24 protein-coding genes, 1 other RNA gene and 2 pseudogenes are annotated in these 23,046 nt (G+C 37.0%); 8 read left to right on the top strand and 19 right to left on the bottom strand.

Going from position 1 to position 23,046, the window contains the following annotated elements; translation table 11 throughout:
- Positions 1-95: 95 nt before the first annotated feature.
- Both KI343_RS16250 and KI343_RS16245 read left to right on the top strand, forming a co-directional pair.
- The gene (locus KI343_RS16250; protein WP_212927473.1) at positions 96-1,025 is read left to right on the top strand and encodes a hypothetical protein; all 930 of its coding nucleotides are present in this window, start codon (positions 96-98) and stop codon (positions 1,023-1,025) included.
- A 230-nt stretch (positions 1,026-1,255) separates the two neighbouring features.
- A pseudogene (locus KI343_RS16245) lies at positions 1,256-1,444 on the top strand (LLM class flavin-dependent oxidoreductase); the annotation flags it as partial.
- 127 nt (positions 1,445-1,571) lie between these two features.
- On the opposite strand, the gene KI343_RS16240 reads toward KI343_RS16245, so the two are convergent.
- The 4 genes from KI343_RS16240 to KI343_RS16225 all read right to left on the bottom strand — a co-directional run bounded on the left by KI343_RS16240 (position 1,572) and on the right by KI343_RS16225 (position 4,435).
- The gene (locus KI343_RS16240; RefSeq protein WP_212927472.1) at positions 1,572-1,790 is read right to left on the bottom strand and encodes a hypothetical protein; all 219 of its coding nucleotides are present in this window, start codon (positions 1,788-1,790) and stop codon (positions 1,572-1,574) included.
- Between the two features lie 31 nt (positions 1,791-1,821).
- Complete coding sequence (locus tag KI343_RS16235) at positions 1,822-2,073, bottom strand: hypothetical protein (RefSeq protein ID WP_212927493.1); 252 nt, start codon at positions 2,071-2,073, stop codon at positions 1,822-1,824.
- Between the two features lie 222 nt (positions 2,074-2,295).
- The gene (locus tag KI343_RS16230; protein ID WP_212927471.1) at positions 2,296-3,525 is read right to left on the bottom strand and encodes an IS110 family RNA-guided transposase; all 1,230 of its coding nucleotides are present in this window, start codon (positions 3,523-3,525) and stop codon (positions 2,296-2,298) included.
- 133 nt (positions 3,526-3,658) lie between these two features.
- Positions 3,659-4,435, bottom strand: coding sequence for a recombinase family protein (locus tag KI343_RS16225; RefSeq protein WP_212927470.1), 777 nt, complete (start codon positions 4,433-4,435; stop codon positions 3,659-3,661).
- A 155-nt stretch (positions 4,436-4,590) separates the two neighbouring features.
- Between KI343_RS16225 and KI343_RS16220 the strand changes: the two genes are divergently transcribed.
- On the top strand, positions 4,591-4,791 hold the full coding sequence (locus KI343_RS16220) for a helix-turn-helix domain-containing protein (RefSeq protein ID WP_026089141.1): 201 nt from the start codon (positions 4,591-4,593) through the stop codon (positions 4,789-4,791).
- Between the two features lie 323 nt (positions 4,792-5,114).
- Here the strand turns inward: KI343_RS16220 and KI343_RS16215 are convergent, their stop codons facing one another.
- The 6 genes from KI343_RS16215 to KI343_RS16190 form a co-directional block, all read right to left on the bottom strand.
- The gene (locus KI343_RS16215; RefSeq protein WP_212927492.1) at positions 5,115-5,570 is read right to left on the bottom strand and encodes a DUF4274 domain-containing protein; all 456 of its coding nucleotides are present in this window, start codon (positions 5,568-5,570) and stop codon (positions 5,115-5,117) included.
- 24 nt (positions 5,571-5,594) lie between these two features.
- Positions 5,595-5,981 carry an immunity 22 family protein gene (locus KI343_RS16210; RefSeq protein WP_212927469.1) on the bottom strand — a complete coding sequence of 129 codons (387 nt, stop codon included), beginning with the start codon at positions 5,979-5,981 and terminating at the stop codon, positions 5,595-5,597.
- 12 nt (positions 5,982-5,993) lie between these two features.
- Complete coding sequence (locus KI343_RS16205) at positions 5,994-6,560, bottom strand: hypothetical protein (protein ID WP_244857037.1); 567 nt, start codon at positions 6,558-6,560, stop codon at positions 5,994-5,996.
- Positions 6,512-8,152 (bottom strand): ribonuclease YeeF family protein, encoded by a 1,641-nt coding sequence (locus tag KI343_RS16200; protein ID WP_212927468.1) that lies wholly within the window; start codon positions 8,150-8,152, stop codon positions 6,512-6,514. Before KI343_RS16200 ends, KI343_RS16205 begins: the two co-directional genes overlap by 49 nt.
- 37 nt (positions 8,153-8,189) lie before the next feature.
- Positions 8,190-8,471 carry a YwqI/YxiC family protein gene (locus tag KI343_RS16195; protein WP_212927467.1) on the bottom strand — a complete coding sequence of 94 codons (282 nt, stop codon included), beginning with the start codon at positions 8,469-8,471 and terminating at the stop codon, positions 8,190-8,192.
- 388 nt (positions 8,472-8,859) lie between these two features.
- The gene (locus KI343_RS16190) at positions 8,860-9,282 is read right to left on the bottom strand and encodes a YwqH-like family protein (protein WP_212927466.1); all 423 of its coding nucleotides are present in this window, start codon (positions 9,280-9,282) and stop codon (positions 8,860-8,862) included.
- A gap of 365 nt (positions 9,283-9,647) precedes the next feature.
- Between KI343_RS16190 and KI343_RS16185 the strand changes: the two are divergent.
- Positions 9,648-9,908: pseudogene (locus KI343_RS16185) on the top strand (hypothetical protein); the annotation flags it as partial.
- Positions 9,909-9,993: 85 nt separating this feature from the next.
- Here KI343_RS16185 and ssrA read toward each other — a convergent pair.
- The 5 genes from ssrA to secG form a co-directional block, all read right to left on the bottom strand.
- Positions 9,994-10,357, bottom strand: a transfer-messenger RNA (tmRNA) gene (gene ssrA, locus KI343_RS16180).
- 143 nt (positions 10,358-10,500) lie between these two features.
- Positions 10,501-10,968 carry an SsrA-binding protein SmpB gene (smpB, locus tag KI343_RS16175; protein WP_212927464.1) on the bottom strand — a complete coding sequence of 156 codons (468 nt, stop codon included), beginning with the start codon at positions 10,966-10,968 and terminating at the stop codon, positions 10,501-10,503.
- Between the two features lie 229 nt (positions 10,969-11,197).
- Positions 11,198-13,459, bottom strand: a complete 2,262-nt coding sequence (rnr, locus tag KI343_RS16170) for a ribonuclease R (RefSeq protein WP_212927463.1) — start codon at positions 13,457-13,459, stop codon at positions 11,198-11,200.
- A gap of 39 nt (positions 13,460-13,498) precedes the next feature.
- Positions 13,499-14,245 (bottom strand): alpha/beta hydrolase, encoded by a 747-nt coding sequence (locus KI343_RS16165; protein ID WP_212927491.1) that lies wholly within the window; start codon positions 14,243-14,245, stop codon positions 13,499-13,501.
- Positions 14,246-14,365: 120 nt separating this feature from the next.
- On the bottom strand, positions 14,366-14,599 hold the full coding sequence (gene secG / locus KI343_RS16160; protein WP_212927462.1) for a preprotein translocase subunit SecG: 234 nt from the start codon (positions 14,597-14,599) through the stop codon (positions 14,366-14,368).
- Positions 14,600-14,947: 348 nt separating this feature from the next.
- Between secG and KI343_RS16155 the strand changes: the two genes are divergently transcribed.
- The 3 genes from KI343_RS16155 (at position 14,948) to ptsP (ending at position 19,231) form a co-directional block, all read left to right on the top strand.
- Positions 14,948-16,000: a M14 family zinc carboxypeptidase gene (locus KI343_RS16155; RefSeq protein ID WP_212927461.1), complete on the top strand. Its 1,053-nt coding sequence runs from the start codon at positions 14,948-14,950 to the stop codon at positions 15,998-16,000.
- A gap of 473 nt (positions 16,001-16,473) precedes the next feature.
- On the top strand, positions 16,474-17,388 hold the full coding sequence (locus tag KI343_RS16150; protein ID WP_212927460.1) for an alpha/beta fold hydrolase: 915 nt from the start codon (positions 16,474-16,476) through the stop codon (positions 17,386-17,388).
- A 127-nt stretch (positions 17,389-17,515) separates the two neighbouring features.
- On the top strand, positions 17,516-19,231 hold the full coding sequence (gene ptsP, locus KI343_RS16145) for a phosphoenolpyruvate--protein phosphotransferase (protein ID WP_212927459.1): 1,716 nt from the start codon (positions 17,516-17,518) through the stop codon (positions 19,229-19,231).
- 57 nt (positions 19,232-19,288) lie between these two features.
- Here ptsP and KI343_RS16140 read toward each other — a convergent pair whose 3' ends face one another.
- The gene (locus tag KI343_RS16140) at positions 19,289-19,699 is read right to left on the bottom strand and encodes a GNAT family N-acetyltransferase (RefSeq protein WP_212927458.1); all 411 of its coding nucleotides are present in this window, start codon (positions 19,697-19,699) and stop codon (positions 19,289-19,291) included.
- Positions 19,700-19,871: 172 nt separating this feature from the next.
- Between KI343_RS16140 and KI343_RS16135 the strand changes: the two genes are divergently transcribed.
- Positions 19,872-20,651 (top strand): class I SAM-dependent methyltransferase, encoded by a 780-nt coding sequence (locus KI343_RS16135; protein ID WP_280530146.1) that lies wholly within the window; start codon positions 19,872-19,874, stop codon positions 20,649-20,651.
- Positions 20,652-20,810: 159 nt separating this feature from the next.
- Here KI343_RS16135 and KI343_RS16130 read toward each other — a convergent pair whose 3' ends face one another.
- The 3 genes from KI343_RS16130 to eno all read right to left on the bottom strand — a co-directional run bounded on the left by KI343_RS16130 (position 20,811) and on the right by eno (position 22,984).
- Entirely contained in the window at positions 20,811-21,236 is a 426-nt protein-coding gene (locus KI343_RS16130; protein WP_212927457.1) for a hypothetical protein, read from the bottom strand.
- Positions 21,233-21,445: a helix-turn-helix transcriptional regulator gene (locus KI343_RS16125; RefSeq protein ID WP_077602206.1), complete on the bottom strand. Its 213-nt coding sequence runs from the start codon at positions 21,443-21,445 to the stop codon at positions 21,233-21,235. Before KI343_RS16125 ends, KI343_RS16130 begins: the two co-directional genes overlap by 4 nt.
- A 249-nt stretch (positions 21,446-21,694) precedes the next feature.
- Positions 21,695-22,984, bottom strand: a complete 1,290-nt coding sequence (eno, locus tag KI343_RS16120) for a phosphopyruvate hydratase (RefSeq protein WP_212927455.1) — start codon at positions 22,982-22,984, stop codon at positions 21,695-21,697.
- Between the last annotated feature and the right edge of the window lie 62 nt (positions 22,985-23,046).

Raw genomic sequence — 23,046 nt, 5'->3', positions numbered from 1 at the left:
ACGCGGTGTGATGAAGGGATATCTGTTTCTCAAAACAAAGAATTTTATGTTATGATTTGGAAAGTTATTTTAATTACATTAAGGAGAGTTAGTGTATGGACGAAGTGCCAATCAATTCTAAAAATATTCTCGCTTTGATAATATTTCTTTTATTGACAACCGGTTTTACATGGCTGTATATCAATTTCAACAGTACCATTAAAGATGAACCTGCAGAAGAAACGATTGAATTAAAATACAGTAAAAAAGGATTGTATTTATACCCGCGCTATGAGATACATGTCTCCAATTCGGATCGGCCAAGTACCGTTTCCAAAGAACAATTTGAATCTGTCGAAGTAGGAGATACGATTTCAGGGTACATGAAAACTGAAGATACCTTTGTAACGGAGAAAGATATTCACTTTGAAAAATTATTAGGGATACCGATTCTTATTGTGTTATATCTAGCTGTGCTATTCGTTGGTGCCGGCTTATTGAAAAGTACAACATTTATCAAAAATAAGCCTTCCTATAAAAACATCGTTCAAAAAGTATTCATGACAAGTCTTTTAACGCTTTTAGGCATCTACATCCTAACAGGGTTGATTCTTGTAACGCTGATAACAACAAATATTTTTAATAAAGTAAACACATGGAATCAAACAGTAGTAACAGCGTCTGTTTTAGGCGGGGACTATAATGAGACACGATCACAAAGGGGTGCTTCTTACACAACCTATGAGCTATTCCTTCATTTTCAAGATCAAGAAGGGAAAGATTACATAACCAAAAAAGCAGTAACCGGTACAACATATAATAAATATGATCTGGATGAAAGCATTCCACTGATTTATCGTAATAATAACGTATATGATACCTTTATTGATACAAAAAGTGCCAACGAAATCTGGCCTGCTTTTCTGAATCTGTATACCATACTTATCGGCTTTTATTTAATTTCCGTATTTGCCATGATTAGAGGATGGCGTAAGAAGAAAAAGCTTCAGCAAGAAGAAGATGCTACGCTTCACAATACGATTTGAAACTTGAATGGAATAATTTGATAAAGTGGGTTAACCTGACTCATCAAATTATTCTGCAAATCCTTCCACCCTTGACTTTTCCACGGTATAATAAATCGTAATCATATCTTTACTCAACTGCCATGTCAGTTGTTTTATTCTTTTTACTTTTATATTATTTAATCAGTATTCATTTATTTGTGAACAATATCACAAATAATAGGAAGGGGAGAAAAAAGTTGCAACGACAAATGAAAATGGGGACGATGATTCATGGTGTAGGGGAGAAAATGTCTGACTGGAGACACCCAGAGATACCGTCAGATGCCAGTGTCAGTCTTGAATTTTATATAGAACAGGCACAAAAAGCTGAAGAAGGTAAATTTGATTTCGTTTTTATTGCGGATGCGTTATACATTAATGAAAATTCTAACCCGCATTTAAACATAAGTAGCTAGGATGACTGCTCTCTTTCCATATAAATCAAGGTGTATTTGAAAATAACCTTTTATATTTTTATTCTTGAACTCCATTACTACATTGAATAGTTTAGAGGTGAATGCGTTGCTATTCTTCCAGATATTCATAAAATTGATTTTCTAATTCATCAAGTTCCTTTTTTGCATCTTGTATTTTTTCATGTCTCTCGAGAAGTTCCTCAGTTTCATTGGTACTCTGTTCTACCTCTTTCATTAGTTCCTCGTGTTCCTTATCATCCTTCTCTTCTGCTCCACAACCGCTTAGTAATACTAAGCCTATTACCAGCATAAATATAGCCTTTTTCATATTATTTCTTCCTCCCCCTCTTCTTAATCACTTATAATATCGGAATGTTTTTTTCAAAGTGTAGTTCTCTATTCTTTCTTATCGCATTTAATAGTCCTGCTCTTATTTCAGATGGGTAGACACCTTGCTTTATATATATCCTTCTTGCATCTAATATATCATAAGCCAGGGCATCACAGTAACTTAGGTTTAAATAATCTTGTAATTTATTACCACTTAAACCATAAGTATATGTTTCTCTATGCCTACCATCTACTCCAGGGTGAGGTTGTTCCATATTCATACTAACACCATCACTTCTCTTTACTCCTGCCTGTTTCATCTTAGCAGCAGAAGGCATATGTTGCGGTGTAATATTATCAAACTTTATACCTTGTTTTGCAAGTTCCTTAAAAGTCCCTACTTTACCTTCTGTAGGTAAAAGAGGATTATCTATACCCTTAGGAATATCTAAATAAGTACTTTATAAAAGGATGGTAGTTTATTCAACCACCATCCTTATTAGTTAACTCGCTTTTGTATCAACTTGATCTGGCATGATATATGCCGTTTTATTTTTCATCATACCATAGATTATTCTGACCAATCTTCTCATAATGCAGAGAAGAGCTTGTGACTTGGATTTCCCTTCACTTAGCTTCTGATTATAGTATGCGTAAAACACACGATTACGAGGAATTTTACTTCCTTTACATACTTGAACTTGAACAGCTAGGTTGTAAAAGGTTTCATATAGCTTTCGATTGCCTTGTTTCGTTTTCTTCATCGTTTCCTTACCGCCCGAACCCATTCTAATTGGTGCTATTCCTGCATATCTTGCAAGTTTATCAGAATTTGCGAACCGATGAATATCACCGATTTCTGCAATTAAAGCGGATGAAGTAACGGTATCAATCCCTGGCATGGTTTCAAGCTGCATACCTAGCGTCTGAATAGTTAGCTTTAACTCTTTAACCACCTTCTTGATTTCCTGTTTCTTAAATCGGATATCTCGAACCATGCTTTGAGTGATAAAGTCTCTTGTTGTCTGATATTCTCGTTTTACTTCACCATCAGCTTGAACAAGTGATAGTATCTGTTCTGCTTTTCTTGTTGAACAAGCATTATTACTCGCTTCTAGTAAGAATGTTAGTAAGCCTTCCATTGTTTTCCCCTCCAAATGAGAAGGTGAAGGATAGCTTTCCCAAAAGGCTAAAGCAGTTTTGCCATCCACTTCTGAAAAGAAATCCTTATAGCTTGGATAATGATAGTTTAATTGGATGTGTAATTGGTTCTTTAAAGCAGTTTGTGCTTTTACTAAAGCGTTTCTTCTGCCTACAAGTTGTGCAATTATCCAGTAAATATCGTATGGTGTAGCTACAGGCAAATACGGTAGGTCACGTATTAAAACCCTTGCCTCACATTGAGCGTCCCAACTATCATTCTTTTGTGTCATCGCATAGCTGTTTCGTTCTGCATTGGATAAAGAGGAATTAACGAATTTTACATTGTAGCCTTGTTCAATCAGATATAACGCTAAACCTCGTCCATAACCGCCCACATCTTCTAATCCAAATACAGGGGTCAAACCTTCTGTAAGATACCTATTTACATATTCTAATAAACTAGGAAAGATGGATGTTTTATTTTGAAACGTCATTTCTCCTAGCTTTTCATTCCAACAATCCAATATCACCGCTGTATGTTGAAACTTGTGTAAATCTAGTCCTATATAAATATACTTATCTCTTTTCATCAGAAAACCTCACCCCTATTTTAGATTTTAACGGTAAATGCAAGACAGAGAATGTCGGCAACCTTAGGTCGAGCGTTAGTCTCAAGAGACTCGCAAGGGTACGAAAGCCTATCCATTCTCTATCTGTTAACCGTTATAAAATGGCTTGATGTTTGCCATTTGCTGTTATGTCTCCATAGCGGTATAACCCACTATAAAAGGCTTTTCTATCTAAAATCCGTTTGATCTGGACTTTCGTAAACAACTTTCCTTGTTTTGTTCGATGTCCTTCTTCATTCAGTTGTTCCGCTAGCTGAGTTAAAGACCATGAAGGATACTGTTCCTTTAAGTCAAACACTCTTTGTACGGTCTGCGCCTGTCTGTCATCTATGACAAGCCTTTTTTGACCTTTCTTCACTTTGTAGCCTAATGCGACATTTCCTCCTGCATAGCCGCCCTGTTGGGCTTTCTTGTTTCGCCCTCTCCCTAACTTCAATGAGATTTCTAATCGTTGATATTGGTCTAACAACTCCATTAAGCCATTGATTAAAAAGTCGCTAGGGTCTTTCTTATGGATACTGTATTGCGGTTGTTCAATGCTCCGAATGTCTACTCCATACTTTTTCAACTCTCGATGAACTAACACTTTCACAATGTCTGACCGCCATAATCGGCTTGTGTTCAATGTGACAACATAATCCACCTCATGGTGGGAGAGATACTCCAACATCTCCTGAAAGCCTAATCTGTCCATTTCTAACGCTTCTTCATCCACTTTAGCCCCACTGATACCCTCATCCTTAAACAAGCGTAAAAGTGTGTATCCTTGAGCCTGACAAAACGCTTTGATTTCATCTTCTTGGTAAGCAAGACTATAACCATCCCTTGCTTGTCCTTGTGTAGATACTCGTATATATCCAATAACTTTCATGATAATTTCCCCCTCCGTTACATTAACGTAACGCTTAGCCGCTATATCCAACATAAATTTATTGTATGCGGTTTTAGCGATACATTCAACCCCTTTACCGATACAAATTTATTGTGTATCGTAAAAGTAATATGAAAAAGAGGAAGGGAACTATCATGCCAATATCAATCAAACTTAAAGAAATCCTTAAAGAACGTGACCTTTCACAGCGTGAATTGGCACGAATGACAGGACTGCGTCCTAATACGATTAGCCATCTTTGTTCAGACAACGTGGACAGAGTTTACCTATCAACATTAGAAACAGTATGCAAAGTGTTAGACATCGACATTCAGGAGTTAATTGAGGTGGAGTAGTCCTCTCGATAAAGTAATCGTTCTTTTGTACGTAAAAGTTGCGAAAAATTTAAAAGGCAGTGAGAAAGCAAAGGGTAAGTATTTGAGGATAAGTATGGTGGTATCTGATGATTTTAGGTTATTTCACAACAAAGGAAATTCACTAGATAGGGTACCCTTTTTAAGGGTGTTGTACGTACCAAATAATTTGTTAATAAATCATATAGGGATTACAAGGTTTAGTTCTATCCTGTAAGTAGTAAGTAAGTCATTCGTCACTAGGTAGTCCCTCAAAAATAAACCTTGAAAGGCACTTTGCCAATCAAGGTTTCAAATAAATTACATTATATCTTAGGTATATCAATCTCTTTGCCTGGAGACTTACTAATTAGAACGTCAGGAAGGTCTGGATTATTCTTTTTTATCTTATACTTTTGAATTTTTGTTAATTCAGGGTCAAAAGAAATGTCTTGTGATTTAAAGTCTAGGCTTAGTAGTTTATTATAATTCTTCCTCAAAAAAACTTTCCATTCCTCTAACGAAGAACCTGAAATTTCTTCTGAACTCTCTAACAAACGATAGCCATCTGCATAATGAAACATTAGTAAACCAGTCCCTAAGCCAAAAGTCTCATTATCTAAGATAACTGCTGGTACTTCAAACCCACTATTCCAATTATAATTGGCAGCAAAGTAATGGAGTATTAGTGGATTATCTACTTTTTTTAACTGGCTGATTAAAATATTTTTATCTGTATTATAAAGTAACCCCACTAGATAAGTAATTTCTGAGTTAACCATCAACTAAATCAATTCTCCATACCTTTAAGATTTCTCTTTCTCATAATTTGTAGCAGCAATAAAATCAAAAGCACCTGTTGAACTAATTTCATTTTTATATTCAAAATTATATATTAAAATTACTGCATTATATGATTTCTTTAGGTTTATACTTTTCTGGATTTTTGGGATGACAATTTCTTCATACGAACACCCATCTAATAATGCTGAAATATCACTACTACTATTCTTATAGACCGCTTTTTCTATAGTATCCTCATCTGTTTCATCCATATCAATATTAAAATCGATAAAGAATTGGGATGGGACAGACTCGCCATCCTCATCATACGTTAAATCAACATACTCTCCTATTGAGTCCTCATCGTTAATATTCCCTAACCAAATTGAAACCCATCCTTGTTTTTCCATTATAGTATCCTCCTACTTTAATCTTAGACCTTGTGGTAAAGACGAAACTCCACCCTCTAATCTATAATTAGCCCAATTATTAAGTCGTCTAACAAATGTATTATAGTCGCTAGAAGTATCTATTATTGCTAACAATTCATTATGCGCTTTAGTTGAGCCTAACCCTCCATGAACACCGTTTGGATTGACAAATTTGACATCTGATATAGCTGTTCTTAAATCTTTAATCTCTTCAGCACCAATATTCCAATACTTAAATTGAGGAGCCCTTGAAACTAAGTGCCACTCATGTAAACCTCCAGGTTCTCTAAGTTGACGTTCAATTTTCTTTCTAATCTTTTTATCTTTCCAAAGTTCGTCTAGTTCACTACTTGTAAGGGAATTGAAGAATTTATTAAAATTCCCACTCTTTGCAGTTGGTATATCATCAACAGTTAATTTTGTTATATCTTTAGCATTATCTATACCCTTATCTCCACTATCCTTAGTAGAACTACTACCACTACTTCTTCCACCGCCATCTGATCTAACTAAATGATAAGCCCCAGTAGCGTCCTGCACAAGTCCAACCTCTGGCATCTGTTGTCGAAACCATTCACGTATATTGGTAAGTGTTGGTAATCTCCCGCCATCAGGTACAAAACTACTTGCTGCGGCAGTGGAAGAATTTGTATCGTTATCAGTCTTTGGCACAGCTTGTGATCCCGATGGTTTACCGCTTGGTGATGGAACGTCTGGACTTGGATTTGGTTTACGAATAACATCAACATTCCCATGGAGAGTACGTTTGCTATATGTTCTTTGGAATTTGGATCCTCTGGCGCAAATGTGCCTTTCGCTAAGTCTACTCCTCCCATTGTTAACCAATTAACGAAGTCTTCTGAGGAGTTAAGCATATTTTCACCATAGCCAACCATGGCTCTATACGTATCTTTTCCGGTATCTAAGGCACCTACCGTTAGATAATTCGAAAAGTCATAAAATGAATTCATCTTGTTATCGTTTAATTCTTCTAGACGATTTCCGAAACCAGTAACTTTATCCTTCCCTAACTCAACTGTATTGTCAACGGTCTTCTTGAAACTATTACCTAGTTTCGTAAAGAAGTCTTCTTCCTCCACTTCCGGCGGCTTTAATCTCTCCTCAGGGATTGCCTCCACGAAATGATATTTCATAACTCCTTCGTGATCCATGAAAGAGCGAACAATTCTTCCATCTTGCAGGGTTAAATAATTACCGTAAAATTCTCCTTTATAATCTCGTACAGGCGTAGTGCTTACTGTGGTAACATTAAGACTATTATATTGATCTTCTAGCATAACAGGCGATGTATTATCCAAAAAGTAACCCAGAGCCCGTATCCGATAATCCGTCGTCATACTCATTTTATCATTAAATTCGTTTCGGACAATGGATGCGGCAGTAGATCCCATTGCTAGATAACTAGAACTTGTTATTGCGGTAAGAATGTCTATCACATATTCTTTGGGAATGGCTTTTTGGAATAGCCCTGCAATCATTTCCTGATGAACATCTAATTGCTTTATTGAATTCGCTTTGTAATTCGTTACCAGCAACTGATGATCTCCCGTTAACGACTGAATATCTTTAAGGTAGTTTTCTAGGAGGTCAAAATCTTTTTCCGTTGTTGTTAACTTGTTGGTTGCTTCCTGGTCAAATTGATACAGATTTTCAATTGTTTTGTTCACTTTATCTTCTGTTTTACCCACATTATATAGTATTTCCTCATCCGAGACATTCGATAAATGGATAATATCTTGTACCGATCGTAAAAGCTCATTGGTTTCATCCGTTAACTGCACTGTATGTTCTTTTGTTTTTTGGAGTTGTGATTTCATTTCTGATTGAAGAAATTCTTCATCAATATAGGCCTGCTCCGAGCTGTCAAATTCGTACAACGACTGTTGGATTTGCAGTAATGTTTGGTGATATTCCCGGACAATTCCTTCTAAATACACAGCTAGTGGTGAATGGATATCCCGATAAAATGCACGGATCGATGAAGCTGTTCGTCCACTAAAATCCGATTCTGTTTGCAGTATTCCTGTTATTTTCCCCTGAACTTCCACAACTTGATTCGCTAATTCTCCCAAAAGCTTTGTCGTCTGTTCAATACCTTCATGAATCGTTGATGCTTCTAAAGTCTTCATACCCCTTTACCCTATCCCTCCCTCGCTATCGCTAAAATCATGATTCGATCATTTTAATTCCCTTTGCTTCCATTCTATCTTTTTCCTCCAATGCATCCAATGCTCCTAATGCAGAAGTAATATGCTTTGCCGAAACGTCTTGAAACAGTACAGTTAATTGTTCGATTCGTTGATTTAACTGGTTCATTTTTTTTACTGCATCCAAGTTATTTTCCCCTCGGATATCCACGAGTCCTTTGGCTTTTACTTGAGCTAATACATGTTCATAATCTTGAAGCTTTTGTTCGACTGGACCACGATTTAATTTTATTTCAGTCATGCCTTCACTCCCTTTTTAACCATGCACACATAACTCGTTACACGGTAAAAATTAGCTTATTTTCATCTATTTATAGTATAAACATGCTAATTATTAATTCCAAGGGATTAAAGGAATTATTTTCAAAGAATGTCAAACAATTAAAAGCCTTATGCCCTGGTTCAAACTACCATTTTCAACATCCGTCATATGAATGATAGAAACTTGACTTCGAGATTAAATGAATCCGAAAGAATTATTCGAGGACGATTAGAAACGACGGGCACAACTAGCGTATTTGTCCAAATTCCAAGGCCATTGCTCTAGCCGCATGAATTCCCCTGGTTCCTATAAGTGATACATTTCGGTAACACCCTGCTTAGCAATTTCAGGATATACCTTAATTTATTTACTCATCTTTCATTGCCTCTTTTTTCTGCTGTTCAAGCTCTATTTGTTGTGACTCTAATGAAATAATATTTGTCTCTATGTTACTGATTTCACTCATTATCTGTCTTAGTTTTTTTCCTATGTCCGTCATTGCCCCGCCAATCTGCTCTTCAGCTAAGGAAACAATGCTTGTCTTTACCCCATCTTCTCTTATTTCTGCTACCGTTTTTGCATTCTCTCCATCAAAGTTTTTTGATGTGAATTCAGGTTTTGAACACCCTTCCTCTACATCGTAAAAATCACTTTGTACTTCTCTCAGATCTTTCTGCACTTCCTTTAATCGCTCCAGTTCCTCTTGTTTACTAGATAATTGCAGTTGATTCACCTCTATACTTATATCCACCATCTTCAATCTTTGATTTAATACAAAAGATGCAGTCATCCTATACATCCCAACTTTCCATTAATATATTATATTTTTTCCTTTACTTCTTACATTTTAATGAAAAATTTGATAACTTTAAAGCATATTCTTAAAATTTAGGATTTGCAATATATTCCCGGTTAATTATCAATAACGTACAAGAAATAAATTATTCTTCACATTATTGACAGGAAATTTCAGCCGCACAAAGAACCAAACTATCTAAACGGTTACGCTTTGATAATCTGGTTTTTCCTATCTTATTGAAATTACAGACCTTTGCTTTAATCTTGACAGCAGGATCCTTGATGTTCTATGCCATTATCTAAAATTGAATACAGTGAAATAAATTTGTATCGTCTTTCATCTTCCTAACTAAAAAAATGATCACAAATAATAGAAAGGGGAGAAAAGAGTTGCAACGACAAGTGAAAATATGGACGATGATCCATGGTGTAGGGGAGAAAATGTCTGACTGGAGACACCCAGATATACCGTCAAATGCCAGTGTCAGTCTTGAATTTTATATAGAACAGGCACAAAAAGCTGAAGAAGGTAAATTTGATTTCGCTTTTATTGCGGATGCATTATACATTAATGAAAATTCTAACCCGCATTACTTTGACTGCCTTACAATAAAATCCATTGAAATAAAAAAGTGTCAAAAACCGTATAATTTCAAGGTTTTTGACACTCAATGAAACGTGATAAAATTGTTTAATAAAACTAAAATGGAGACGGAGGGAGTCGAACCCTCGTCCAAGGATATCGCCACTCAAGTATCTACACGCTTAGTTGGTATATTATCATTCACTCTCATGTCAGCCTACCAACAGGCTTCCATGGGGCTAGTCTGATTAAGTTCTTCTGCCCATCCTCAGACGGTGGATAGCAGTATAGCCCGCTTCATTTGAGACCCTTCAATCTGCCACACGGGCGATGGCAGGAAGGATCGTTTTAGGCTACTTACGCAGCTGCTAAAACAGGTTGATTGTTTTCTTTGCCAGTTATATTTAGGCGTAACGTTTTACGAGCCGTAACCTCGACGTGCAACTTGAGCTCAATCTATCCCTGTCGAATCCGTAACGTCCCCGTATATAAAAAGCACAGGGAATAATTAAGCATCATTATTCAGCTGTTCCTTGTTTGCATGATATGAGTTGTTTGTTCAACAACTATCATTAACAAGGTAACCTCTATTATAACAAATCATACTAAAAAATCAAGTGGTCTTGATTAACGCATATGATCTTTGATTGCGCGGTCGACATCTCGTTTCATTTGCTTCCGTTTAAGGTCTTCCCGTTTATCATATTTCTTTTTCCCTCTTCCAAGGCCGATTAATACTTTTGCATAACCATTTTTTATATAAATTTTTAATGGGATTAATGCATAGCCTTGCTGCTGGGTAAGACCAATTAATTTATCAATTTCTTTACGATGAAGCAATAATTTTCGTGTACGGGTAGGATCATGATTGTAACGATTTCCTTGTTCGTACTCAGCAATATGCAGATTAATTAATTGCAGTTCGCCTTTCCTGTCAATCCGGGCATGTGCATCTTTAATATTTACTCTGCCATTACGAATGGACTTAATTTCCGTACCTTGTAAAACAATTCCTGCTTCATACGTGTCTTCAATAAAATAATCATGGGAAGCTTTTTTATTCTGGGCGATGGTTTTTCCATTTCCTTTTGGCATTTAAAATCATCCTATCCTCTCGTAGAACTTTCATTCATTACTAATAGCTCATGAAAATAAAGTATATGAACTCATTTGAAAGTTCTTTTTCATCTGTGAAGCATTCACGTTCTCTCTGAATGAATTCTCTCTTTATTTTACCAAAAAACTTGCCTTATCTCAAAAGTTTTATATAGGTAAGTAAGTTTCTTTCTGTGTGAAAAAACGATAAAATCTCTTAAAAGAGATTCTACCGTTTTGATTTATTTCTTTTTTGATTTTTAGGCTTTGCTTTCCCTTTTGCCTTTGGTTTTGATTTTTCTTTCGTTTTGGTTGAGGTTTGGATTACTCGTTTAGACGGCTTTTGTTTGCTTTCTTTTCGACGTGGAGAAGCTAAGGATGTTAATTCGAAATCCACTGTGTATTCTTCCAAGTTTACATCAGCTACCTTAATATCAACTTCATCTCCAACTCGAAATACTTTGGCTGTCCGTTCTCCAATCATCGCCTGACTGCGTTCATCATAATGATAATAGTCGTCTGTTAAATAGCTGACATGGACAAGACCTTCCACCGTATTTTCCAGCTCGACAAACATGCCAAAATTCGTTACGGAACTAATAATACCAGTGAATTCTTCACCAATTTTATCTTTCATAAATTCCGCTTTCTTCATATTATCTGTGTCACGCTCCGCATCTACTGCTCGGCGCTCCATCTCAGAAGTATGACGACCAATCTCTGGCATGCGCTCCTTCCAATGATTCAACGTTTGCTTATCCATTTTATTTTCAATTAAATATGTGCGAATTAATCGGTGCACAATTAAATCAGGATAACGGCGAATCGGCGAAGTAAAATGTGTATAAAAATCCGTAGCCAAACCAAAGTGACCAGCACTTTGCGGAGAATATTTTGCCTGCTGCATCGAGCGCAGCATTAATTTTGATACAATCATTTCCTCAGGCTCATCTTTAATGGATTCTAACACTTTTTGCAGCTGTTGCGGATGAACCTCATTCGCAGTTCCTTTTACAGAGATACCCAGTCCAGCTAAGAAGTCATAGAATTTCTCCAGCTTTCCTTCGTCCGGGTCTTCGTGGATACGATGAATAAATGGTACATCCATCCAATGGAAATGCTCAGCAATCGTTTCATTGGCAACAAGCATAAATTCTTCAATTAATTTTTCCCCGACGGAACGTTCACGAATAACAACATCGGTCGGATGGCCTTGTTCATCGACAAGCACTTTTGCTTCTTTGAAATCAAAATCAATAGCTCCTCGTCCAAAACGTTTTTTGCGTAAAATAGAGGCAAGCTCTTCCATATCCTCAAACATAGGAACAAGCGGCTCATATTTTTGACGAAGCTCCTCATCCTTATCTACTAAAATCTTATTCACATCTGAATAGGTCATTCGCTCATTTGAATTAATCACACTTTGGAAAATTTCATGGTGAACAACTTGCCCGCCTGCATTAATCTCCATTTGGCAGCCTAGTGTTAAGCGGTCAACCTGGGGATTAAGGGAGCAAATACCGTTTGATAAACGATGGGGAATCATAGGAATCACGCGATCGACTAAATAAACACTTGTACCTCTCTCAAATGCTTCTTTATCCAGCGGCGTGCCTTCCTTAACGTAATGACTCACATCAGCAATATAGACACCCAGCTGGTAATTCCCATTATCCAAACGCTTCACACTGACAGCATCATCTAAATCTTTCGCATCTGCTCCATCAATCGTGACAACGACTTCATCCCGTAAATCTTTTCTTCCTTTTATCTCATCTGGATGAATTTCATCTGGTACTCTATTTGCTTGTTCAATGACCTCTTCGGGAAAATCAATCGGAATTCCATGCTTATAAATAACGGAGAGAATATCAATTCCCGGATCATTTTTATGACCTAGAATCTGAATAATTTCTCCTTCTGCACTCTTTCTTCCTTCTGGATATTTGGTAATACGGGCAAGTACTTTATGGCCATCAATCGCACCGTGTGTATGACTTTTAGAAATAAATATATCATTAGGGATCCGCTTATCATCCGCAATGACAAATCCAAAGGAACGATTATCTTCAAACGTGCCGACAACAGTGACTACCGCCCTCTCCAAAATTCGAATAACCTTGCCTTCTGGGCGAGAACCCTCGGAATCTTTCTTTTCTAAACGAACAAGTACTTTATCTCGATTCATTGCTGAACCCATATCATTTGCGTGGATGTATACATCCTTTTCGTCTTCATCTTCCGGAATAAGGAAGGCAAAACCTTTTGCATGCATTTGGATTGTCCCTTTAATTAAATTCATTTTATCTGGTAATCCGAAACGATTTTTCCTTGTACGTACAAGCTCTCCTTCTAATTCCAACTCATTTAAAGCAATAACTAGCTCTTTAAATTCAACCGCATTATCTAAAGCTAAAGCCTCTTCCAGTTCTTGAACAGATAAAGGCTTGGTACTGTTTTCTTTAATATAATCTAAAATGCGTTCTTTCATACTTTCACCTTCTTTCTTTTAATCTTTCCTGCTTTTATTTTATACTTCCCAATCTAAGCTTTCTAAAAACATATAGATATCTTCGTGAAGCTGATCCTTTTCTTTGTCCATCGTAATGACATGGCCAGAATTTGCATACCATTTGATATCCTTTTGTGTAGCTTCGACATTGTCATAAATATAATTAGCACTGTCTGTATTAATCATTTCATCGTTCTCTGCCTGCACTACAAAAGTTGGTGTATAAATCATATCAATATTTGAATTCACTTCCTTAATGGTGTCACCGACCCCTTTAAAGAGATCCTTCGAGTTACTCATTAATGCTTCCATTTCTTCTTTGATGACCGTTTCGTCCTTTTGCTCCAGCTGCTTAAACTCTTTGGAAAACGATTGAAATCCTTTTGTCAGCTCTTTCTCGTTATCAAAAAACATCGGAGCACACATGGATACCATACCTTTAATTTGCTCCGAATAAGCAAGTTTTAAACCTAATACTCCGCCAAGAGAAAGACCGGCTACAGCAATTTCCTTATATCCCAAATCCTTTAGATGGTTATATGCGGCTTTTACATCTGCCCACCACTGTTCTGGATTACTTTTTATTAATTCTTCAGGAGGAAGCCCGTGCCCACGATAAATTGGCGCATGGCTCGTATAGCCTTTCTTCTCTAAAAAACGTCCGAGCATACGAACGTCTGCAGAATTTCCTGTAAATCCATGTAATAATAAAACAGCCCGCTCTCCTGCTTCAAATGTAAACGGCTGTGGTAACTTTACTTTCACACTATCCATTCCTTTCATCTTCCTTCACTAATTTTTTCCCATTTCACTTCTAGTATACCCTTCTAAAACAAAAGTGAAAATGAAAAAACCTTACCACCAAAATGTGATAAGGTATAATATCTACTGTAATACATATGCTGCTAGAAAAGCTAAGACAAAGAACAGTACACCTGTAACAATCGTTAAACGATGAAGCACTAAATCAATTCCGCGTGCTTTCTGTTTCCCAAATAACTGTTCAGCTCCACCAGAAATTGCACCGGATAAGCCTGCACTTTTTCCAGACTGCAATAACACAAGTGTAATCATAACAATAACATCAATTACTAATATAACATTAATGACAGTTAACATGCTTTCATACTCCTCCTATGTTCCGACAATCCCTAAAATCTACTTTATCACACTTTGAATTTGTTGCGCAACAAAGATTCATGAATTGTTTCTTATAATATCAACTATCGATAACGGTGTTGACTCAAAAAAACAATATATCATCTTTCATTTCTTTATTTTCAGTAACGATTTGGAAAGCGATTGAAATAATGAATTTATTATTATCAAAACTTTAGTCACCCCATCTATCATCCCAGGTTAGTTATTTGTACACAGGACAATCCCTTTAATTTTGTGTTATTTGGAGGGTTCTAGCAAATCCTCTAGAATACATAACGATATACCTATAAACAATGGAGGGATTTCATGAATAAATTGAACAAAGGACTATTAGCATTAAGCCTTACAGGAGCTTTCGTACTTGGTGGAACATCCATCGCTCCCGCAGTTGTCAATGCAGTTGGGAATGGTCCAAATTACGGTGGTAATGAAACCGTGAATACCTCTATCCTTACCACTTATCAAGAATTAGTAGATTTTCTGAAAAAACAAGACGCAAAACAAGAAAAAATGGAATTAGAAGTTATTGGTCAAACTGTGAAGGGGCGGGATATTCACCTTGTAAAGTATATGTCGAATCCTGAAAATCCAACGGTTCTATATTTAACCCAACAACATGGGAATGAACAATTAACTACAGAAGGAGCACTAGAATTTATCAAACATCTTGGAACAGGTAAATCAAAAGGGGTATTGGATAATGTTAATGTCCTCGTGCTGCCAATGCTTAATGCGGACGGCGCCATGGGAGACGTTGATTTTCCATTAGATGATTATGTTGCAAACGGTGACCGTCATTTAACTAGATACAACGCTGTTGGCACGGATATAAATCGCGATCATATTGATAAAATCCAACCGGAAACGAAAGCTTTGCATGAGAATGTCTTACAAAAATATGATATTGATTACATGATTGACCTACATCATCAAGGAGCGGATCGGGTAATTAATGGGGATGAATTGGTATCTGGTTCCATCCTTCATCCAACAACACCTAACGTCAATCCAGAGGTCCTGCATAAGTCTAAGCAACTTGGTGCTATAGTCTACAATGAAATTGAATCAACAGGCTGGGGACGCATTGGAAAATACCCTGGCGGAAGTGCTGAAACAATTGCACGTAACGGAATTGCGGTTCAATACGATATTGCCACTCTTTTATTCGAAATGCGCGGGATGTCTGACCATTCCAATGAATCAGCTGTACTTGGCCAAAAAAGTAATGGTTACTTAATTAAACAGACTATCAACACCCTTGATTCCACATTAAGAGCCATTGCAAGTGGATCCGTGAATGAACAAGATGAATCTTTCTGGGATTCGTTACCAGAGCAAACTCGTAAAGATTCAGAATAACAAGCAGAAATTAATGAAGAATATTCTATGTTCAGGGTGTTTAACCCAGTAAATTAACGAGTCTTGTCGGATTGACGATTACTGATGCTCTTTTTTAATTAACAGCAGGCCAATATTAACCTCATGCTAAAAATAATTACATGCAGAGCGTCAACTTCTGATTTCTTCTTAATATCTTCTTTTAAGATAACTTTTTAAGGAAAGAATACGGATAATGTTTGCTAAAGTAACGAGGTATAATATTGGCCATTTTTCAATCCTTTTATTCAAGAAAGCTCTATTCTTTACTTCATATTTTCCATTGGTTTGCTTTCACCTTTTGCCTTCTCCTGTCCAAAACCATAGTCTATGATTCCGTATCTTTATTTACTCTGGCATTTGTTCTGAAACTTGGCTTCACAGTATAATGAAAATAGCTGCTTCAAACAAAATACTGTACTGCTAATTATAGAATCAATAAGGGGGAAAGCCGAATGCATATCAAACAGCATTGGCTAGATGTTTCTGATGGTGCAAGCATTTATCTCAAACAATGGCTTCCAGAAAATGAAGCGATTGGTGTCTTGCAAATAGCACATGGCATGGTGGAGCATATCGAACGTTATCACGATTTTGCTTCTTATTGTACTTCCTTAGGCTTTGTTGTCATAGGCTGTGATCATCGCGGTCATGGTAAAACAGGAGATACCGGAATACAGGGGTACTTTACAGAAAAAAATGGATTCCGTCGTGTCGTTACAGACCTTTATGAAATCATGCAATTTGGGAAAGATGCGTTTCCACACCTTCCCTATTACTGTTTAGGGCATAGTATGGGTTCTTTCTTAATGCGAAATTTCATCCAGCATTATAGCACGGAAATCGACGGGGTAATTTTAACTGGCACGGGCCATTATTCCAGAATCGTTACGGCTATTGGAAAAAGAGTTGCCTCCCTGTTACCAGCAACAAAGCCATCTCCTCTTATGAATAACCTTGTTTTAGGAAGCAGTATGAAGCGTGATAAACATTATAAGCATGAATGGCTTACAAGAGATAAAACATTGGCTGACGCCTATGAAGTGGATCCTTATACAGGCTTTATTCCAACCGCTCGTTTTTTCTATGACTTGTTGGAAGGGATATATCAGACAAGAGATCAAAACCTCAATCAACATATACGTAAAAACCTGCCCCTTCTTCTTATTAGCGGAGACCAAGATCCGATTGGCCAGTATGGGAATGGGGTATGGAAAACTGCTGATCTTTTTCAAAAAAGCGGGCTGACGAACATTCTCGTCCAAGTTTATGAAGGAGGAAGACACGAGTTATTAAACGATACATGCCGAAAAGAAGTATTTGAGTTTATCGGAAGATGGTTGAAGCATTCTAAAAAAGACAATAATTAGCAATTCCTTTCTCATATCGCCAAATGTCTACAATTTCCGTATATTACTTGCACAATGATGCACGCTCATTTAGTATAAATATGTTATAATATGTTTAAAGCTTTATTAAAGAAAGGATGCTCGAATGATGAAGAAAATGAATGGAATTGCTGCATCAAGCGGTATTGCCATTGCTAAAGTATATGAATTAAAAGAACCGGAATTAACGTTTGAAAAGACGACAGTTGATCATCCAGAAAAAGAGATTGAACGTCTTGAAAGCGCAATCGAAGTTTCTAGAGATGAACTGGAGAAAATTAAAGCACATACATTAAAAGAACTCGGTGAAGAGCATGCAGAAATTTTCTCTGCACACCTGCTTGTATTGGGCGATCCAGAGCTTATAAATCCAATCAAAGATAAAATCAATAATGAAAAAGTAAATGCAGAAGCTGCTTTAGACGAAGTTGCAACGATGTTCATTCAAATGTTTAAAGATATGGATAATGCATACATGCGTGAGCGCGCAGCTGACATTCATGATGTTACAAAACGTGTAATGTCTCATTTGCTTCAGGTAACCTTCCCTAACCCTGCTCTAATTAACGAGCAAGTGATTGTGATTGCAAAAGATTTAACTCCTTCAGATACTGCTCAGTTAAATCGTGATTTTGTAAAAGGTTTTGCAACCGATATCGGTGGCCGAACTTCTCACTCCGCTATTATGGCCCGTTCTTTGGAAATTCCCGCTGTTGTAGGAACAAAAGATGTTACAGATTCAGTGAAAAAAGACGATCAAGTTATCGTGGATGGAATTGAAGGTAAGGTTATTATTAACCCGACAGAGGAAGAAATTAAATTATATGAAGAAAAACAAGCTGCATTTGCAAAACAGCAGGAAGAATGGGCAAAATTAAAAGATGAGCCTACTTTCTCTGCAGACGGCGAACAAGTAGATCTTGCTGCAAATATTGGTACACCCGACGATGTAGAGGGCGTTCTTAATAATGGCGGTGAGGGCGTTGGTCTTTATCGTACAGAATTCTTGTACATGGGTAACTCGGAATTGCCTTCCGAAGATGTACAATTTGAAGCATACAAATCCGTATTAGAAAAAATGGGAGACAAGCCTGTTGTTGTACGTACACTCGATGTCGGCGGGGATAAAGAAATCAGCTACTTAGATATGCCGAAAGAACTTAACCCATTCTTAGGATTCCGTGCAATTCGTTTCTGTTTAGAAAATGAACACGTATTCCGCCCGCAATTGCGTGCTCTATTACGCGCAAGTGCATACGGCAATTTAAAAATCATGTTCCCGATGATTGCTACATTGGAAGAATTTCGCCAAGCTAAAGCATTGCTATTAGAAGAAAAAGAAAACCTTCAAAATGATGGTATAGAAGTTTCTGATGATATCGAAGTAGGAATCATGGTAGAGATCCCATCTACGGCTGTCATTGCAAAACAATTTGCAAAAGAAGTTGACTTCTTCAGCATCGGAACAAATGACTTAATTCAATACACAATGGCTGCTGACCGTATGAATGAACAGGTATCTTACCTGTACCAACCATATCATCCAGCAATTTTGAACCTGGTAAACAATGTGATTGAAGCAGCTCACGCAGAAGGCAAATGGGCTGGTATGTGTGGAGAAATGGCAGGAGATTCTACTGCGATTCCATTACTTCTTGCACTTGGCCTGGATGAATTCAGCATGAGCGCCACTTCTATCTTACCGGCAAGAACGCAAATTCTTGGCTTGAATAAAAAAGAACTTGCAGCACTTAAAGATGAATTCCTTTCACTAAGCACTGCTGAAGAAGTTGTTGCATTAGCGGAAAAGACTATTAATAAATAAATTAATATAAAGAAATCCCCTAATTATTGTTTTATCCAAACAATAATTAGGGGATTTTTAATACATACGATACATTCCCACAGAATTCGGAGCTGTATAGCGAAAGCCAAACTGTTCATATAACTTATCAGCCGGAACATCGGCGATCAGGCTGACATACGATCCTTGGTATGTATGGTTATCTAAATAATTCATAATTTCCTGCATCACACATTTTCCAAGGCCTTGTCCCTGATAGCTAGGTTTAACAACAATATCCACTACATGAAAAACAACCCCTCCGTCACCAACAACTCTTCCCATACCAATTAATGTATTACCATCATAAATAGATACAGCAAATAGTGTATTAGGAAGGCCAATTTCAATTGCTTTTCTTTCCTTGCTACTTAGACCGGCCTCTGTCCGTAATTGATTAAATGTTTCGATACTTGGTGTCTGATACTTGATTTGATAACGTTCATTCATTGATTTTTCATCCTTTGTTACAGTTTTTTCTATTGTAACATTCCAATATATATCTATCTAATTAGCCTTCATATAATATTTTCTTATCTAGTCCAATTAAAAACCAATATTATATTTAATTAGCATGTAAAGCTATAATCAATTATAATAACATTACTGAGGAGGAGATGCATTGGATTTTCACAGTAAAGATAATATGTACAGCTATACAAATCGTGAAGCAGATACTGCATGGAAAGAGAAAATAAAAGAGCTGATTGATATGGATTCTATTCAACTAGCTGCAGATATAGGATGCGGGGGCGGTATTTATTCCAAAGCTTTGGCTGATATCGGGATTCCATCTATATTAGGCATTGACTATTCCAAATCCATTTTAGAAGGAGCTAGGGAAAACTGCAGCAATTATTCTAATATTACCTTTCAGCATGATGACGCAGATAATACTAGCTTAGAGCCGGATAATGCTGACTTAATATTATCCAGAGCATTAATCCACCATATAAAAGATTTACGTTCTGTATTTGCTGAGGCATATAGAGTATTGAAAAGCGGCGGCTGTTATCTTATCCAGGATCGCACACTGGACGATTGTTTACTAGAAGGTAGCAACGAACATATTCGCGGCTACTTTTTTGAGGCTTTCCCGACACTAAAGGCATTTGAAAAGGAACGGAGACACTCTAGCTATGATATAAAATTAAGTCTTCAGCAAGCTGGTTTTAAAAATATAGAAGAGCACCGCCTATGGGAGATAAGGAAAATGTATAAAAACAAAGAAGCTCTCTTTGATGACATTCAATCCAGAGCCGGACGCAGTATTTTACATGAGTTATCGGATAATGAGTTACAGCGTTTAATCGACTATATGGATCAATCTATTATTGGTGACTATATAACAAAGATTGTAGAAAAGGACAGATGGACGTTGTTTAAAGCAATAAAGGGATAAAGTGAAACTTCAATTAGTGGGGGTTCTTTCATCCCCTACTGATTGCTAGTACCACAAGGGCATGCACCTAAAGGTATGACCAAAAAGCGGCCTCCCTAAAGGCCCTTGAACCAATCGGGCCGTTACTGGTTGTTTGATCTCCCACTTAGATGATTATCATCATCTTCTTCTTGCTATTACAGTTCCTATCCCTGTAACCCAGATATAAACCACAAAGAAAATCCACAAATACGTAATGGATACGGATTCAACTCCGAGAAGACTGAATATGAATATTCCTAAAAATAATACAGCTAAAGAAATATGAGATGCGTATGCGGAAAAACGAAATATATTGTGCTTTACTCTTTCATCTGCTTCCGGAGTATTATCTTTTTTACGTTTGTACTTAATAAATGCAAATATTGCTAAAATAATTGCTCCAGTTAATCCGCCCAATAATACTTCATATGGAAATTCTCCGCCTTGAAAAAAGTAATACAGAGATGCCCCCAAAATACATCCAACCAGTGAAGCGATAATACGAAAAAATGGTGCCCACTTTTTTACAGATTTTCCTTTCTTCATGTTATTTTCCACACTCATTTGTCATCCTCCTCTTCTAAAATAAACACCTGCTCAATCGGCATTTCAAAATAGGCAATTATTTTTAAAGCCAGCTCCAGACTCGGATTATATTTATTTTTTTCGATGGCGTTCATTGTCTGGCGTGTAACCTGCAGATCCTCCGCCATTTTTATTTGCGTTATCCCTTTTTTCCGGCGGATTTCACGGATATGATTAATGACTGCTATAGTAAACACCTCCTCAAAAACCGACATATCAAGTCTGAAAAATCGTAAAGATATCTTTACACATAGTTTAATAAAAATACGATAAAAGGTAAAGATATCTTTACTAATTTCCGTTCTTTTATTAATCGAAAAATGATAATACTTTTCTTCTTCGTTCTTTGTATACTCAAATTTTAAAATAATAAAAAACCCTCTATTTACAATGATTTTATCATCATAAATAGAGGGTTATACACTCATACTAACGTATTATTTATTAGCTAAGTTATAGAAAGAAGTTAATCCGCCATACTCGCCCATGCCAGCTAGTTCATCTTCAATGCGAAGTAACTGGTTGTATTTTGCAACACGGTCGGTACGAGATGGAGCACCTGTTTTAATTTGACCCGCATTGGTAGCAACTGCGATATCAGCAATAGTTGTATCTTCCGTTTCACCAGAACGGTGAGAAATAACAGCAGTGTAACCTGCGCGTTTAGCCATTTCGATCGCTTCAAATGTTTCTGTAAGTGTACCGATTTGGTTTACTTTGACAAGGATAGAGTTACCAATCCCTTTTTCGATACCTTGAGAAAGTTTTGCAGTGTTTGTAACAAATAGGTCGTCACCTACTAGTTGTACTTTATCGCCAAGACGGTCAGTTAAAATTTTAAAGCCATCCCAGTCATTTTCATCAAGGCCGTCTTCAATCGAGATGATTGGGTATTTAGAGATCATTTCTTCATACCAGTCAACCATTTCTTCAGAAGTACGTACAACGCCTTCTCCTTTAAGATTGTATTTACCGTCACTGTAAATTTCAGAAGCAGCTACGTCCATAGCAAGTTTTACTTCTTCACCAGGTTTGTAGCCAGCAGCTTCAATTGCTTCTACAATCGTTTGAAGAGCTTCTTCGTTGGAAGAAAGGTTTGGAGCAAATCCGCCTTCATCCCCAACAGCAGTATTGTAGCCTTTTGAGCCTAATACTTTTTTCAAGGAATGGAAAATTTCTGCACCAGTGCGTAATGCTTCTTTGAAAGATTCTGCACCAACAGGCATAATCATGAATTCTTGAATATCTACGTTATTGTCAGCATGCTCTCCACCGTTTAAGATGTTCATCATCGGCGTTGGAAGAGTTTTTGCATTGAATCCGCCAAGATAGTTGTATAAAGGTACTTCTAAGTGATTTGCTGCTGCACGAGCTGCTGCCATAGACACGCCTAGAATAGCGTTAGCGCCTAATTTCCCTTTGTTTTCTGTTCCATCTAAATCGATCATTAATGCGTCGATGATGTTTTGACGAGTTACATCTAAACCGATTAATTCAGGAGCGATGATTTCATTTACGTTTTCTACCGCTTTTTCAACACCTTTTCCTAAATAACGGTTTTTGTCACCGTCGCGCAATTCTACAGCTTCATATTCCCCTGTAGAAGCACCGCTTGGTACGATGGCAGAGCCAAAAGCTCCAGATTCTGTGAAAATTTCTACCTCAACAGTTGGGTTACCTCTTGAGTCTAATACTTCTCTTGCGTATACATCAGTAATATATGGCATAATATACTCTCCTTTTATGGCTATTTTTTGTTTTGGCTATTGTCAAAATCTGTGGTAGACAA

Source organism: Oceanobacillus sp. J11TS1, assembly GCF_018333215.1.
Lineage (GTDB): Bacteria > Bacillota > Bacilli > Bacillales > Amphibacillaceae > Oceanobacillus.
The sequence above is the reverse complement of the archived record's forward strand: the minus strand, read 5'-3'. Positions and strand labels throughout refer to the sequence as shown.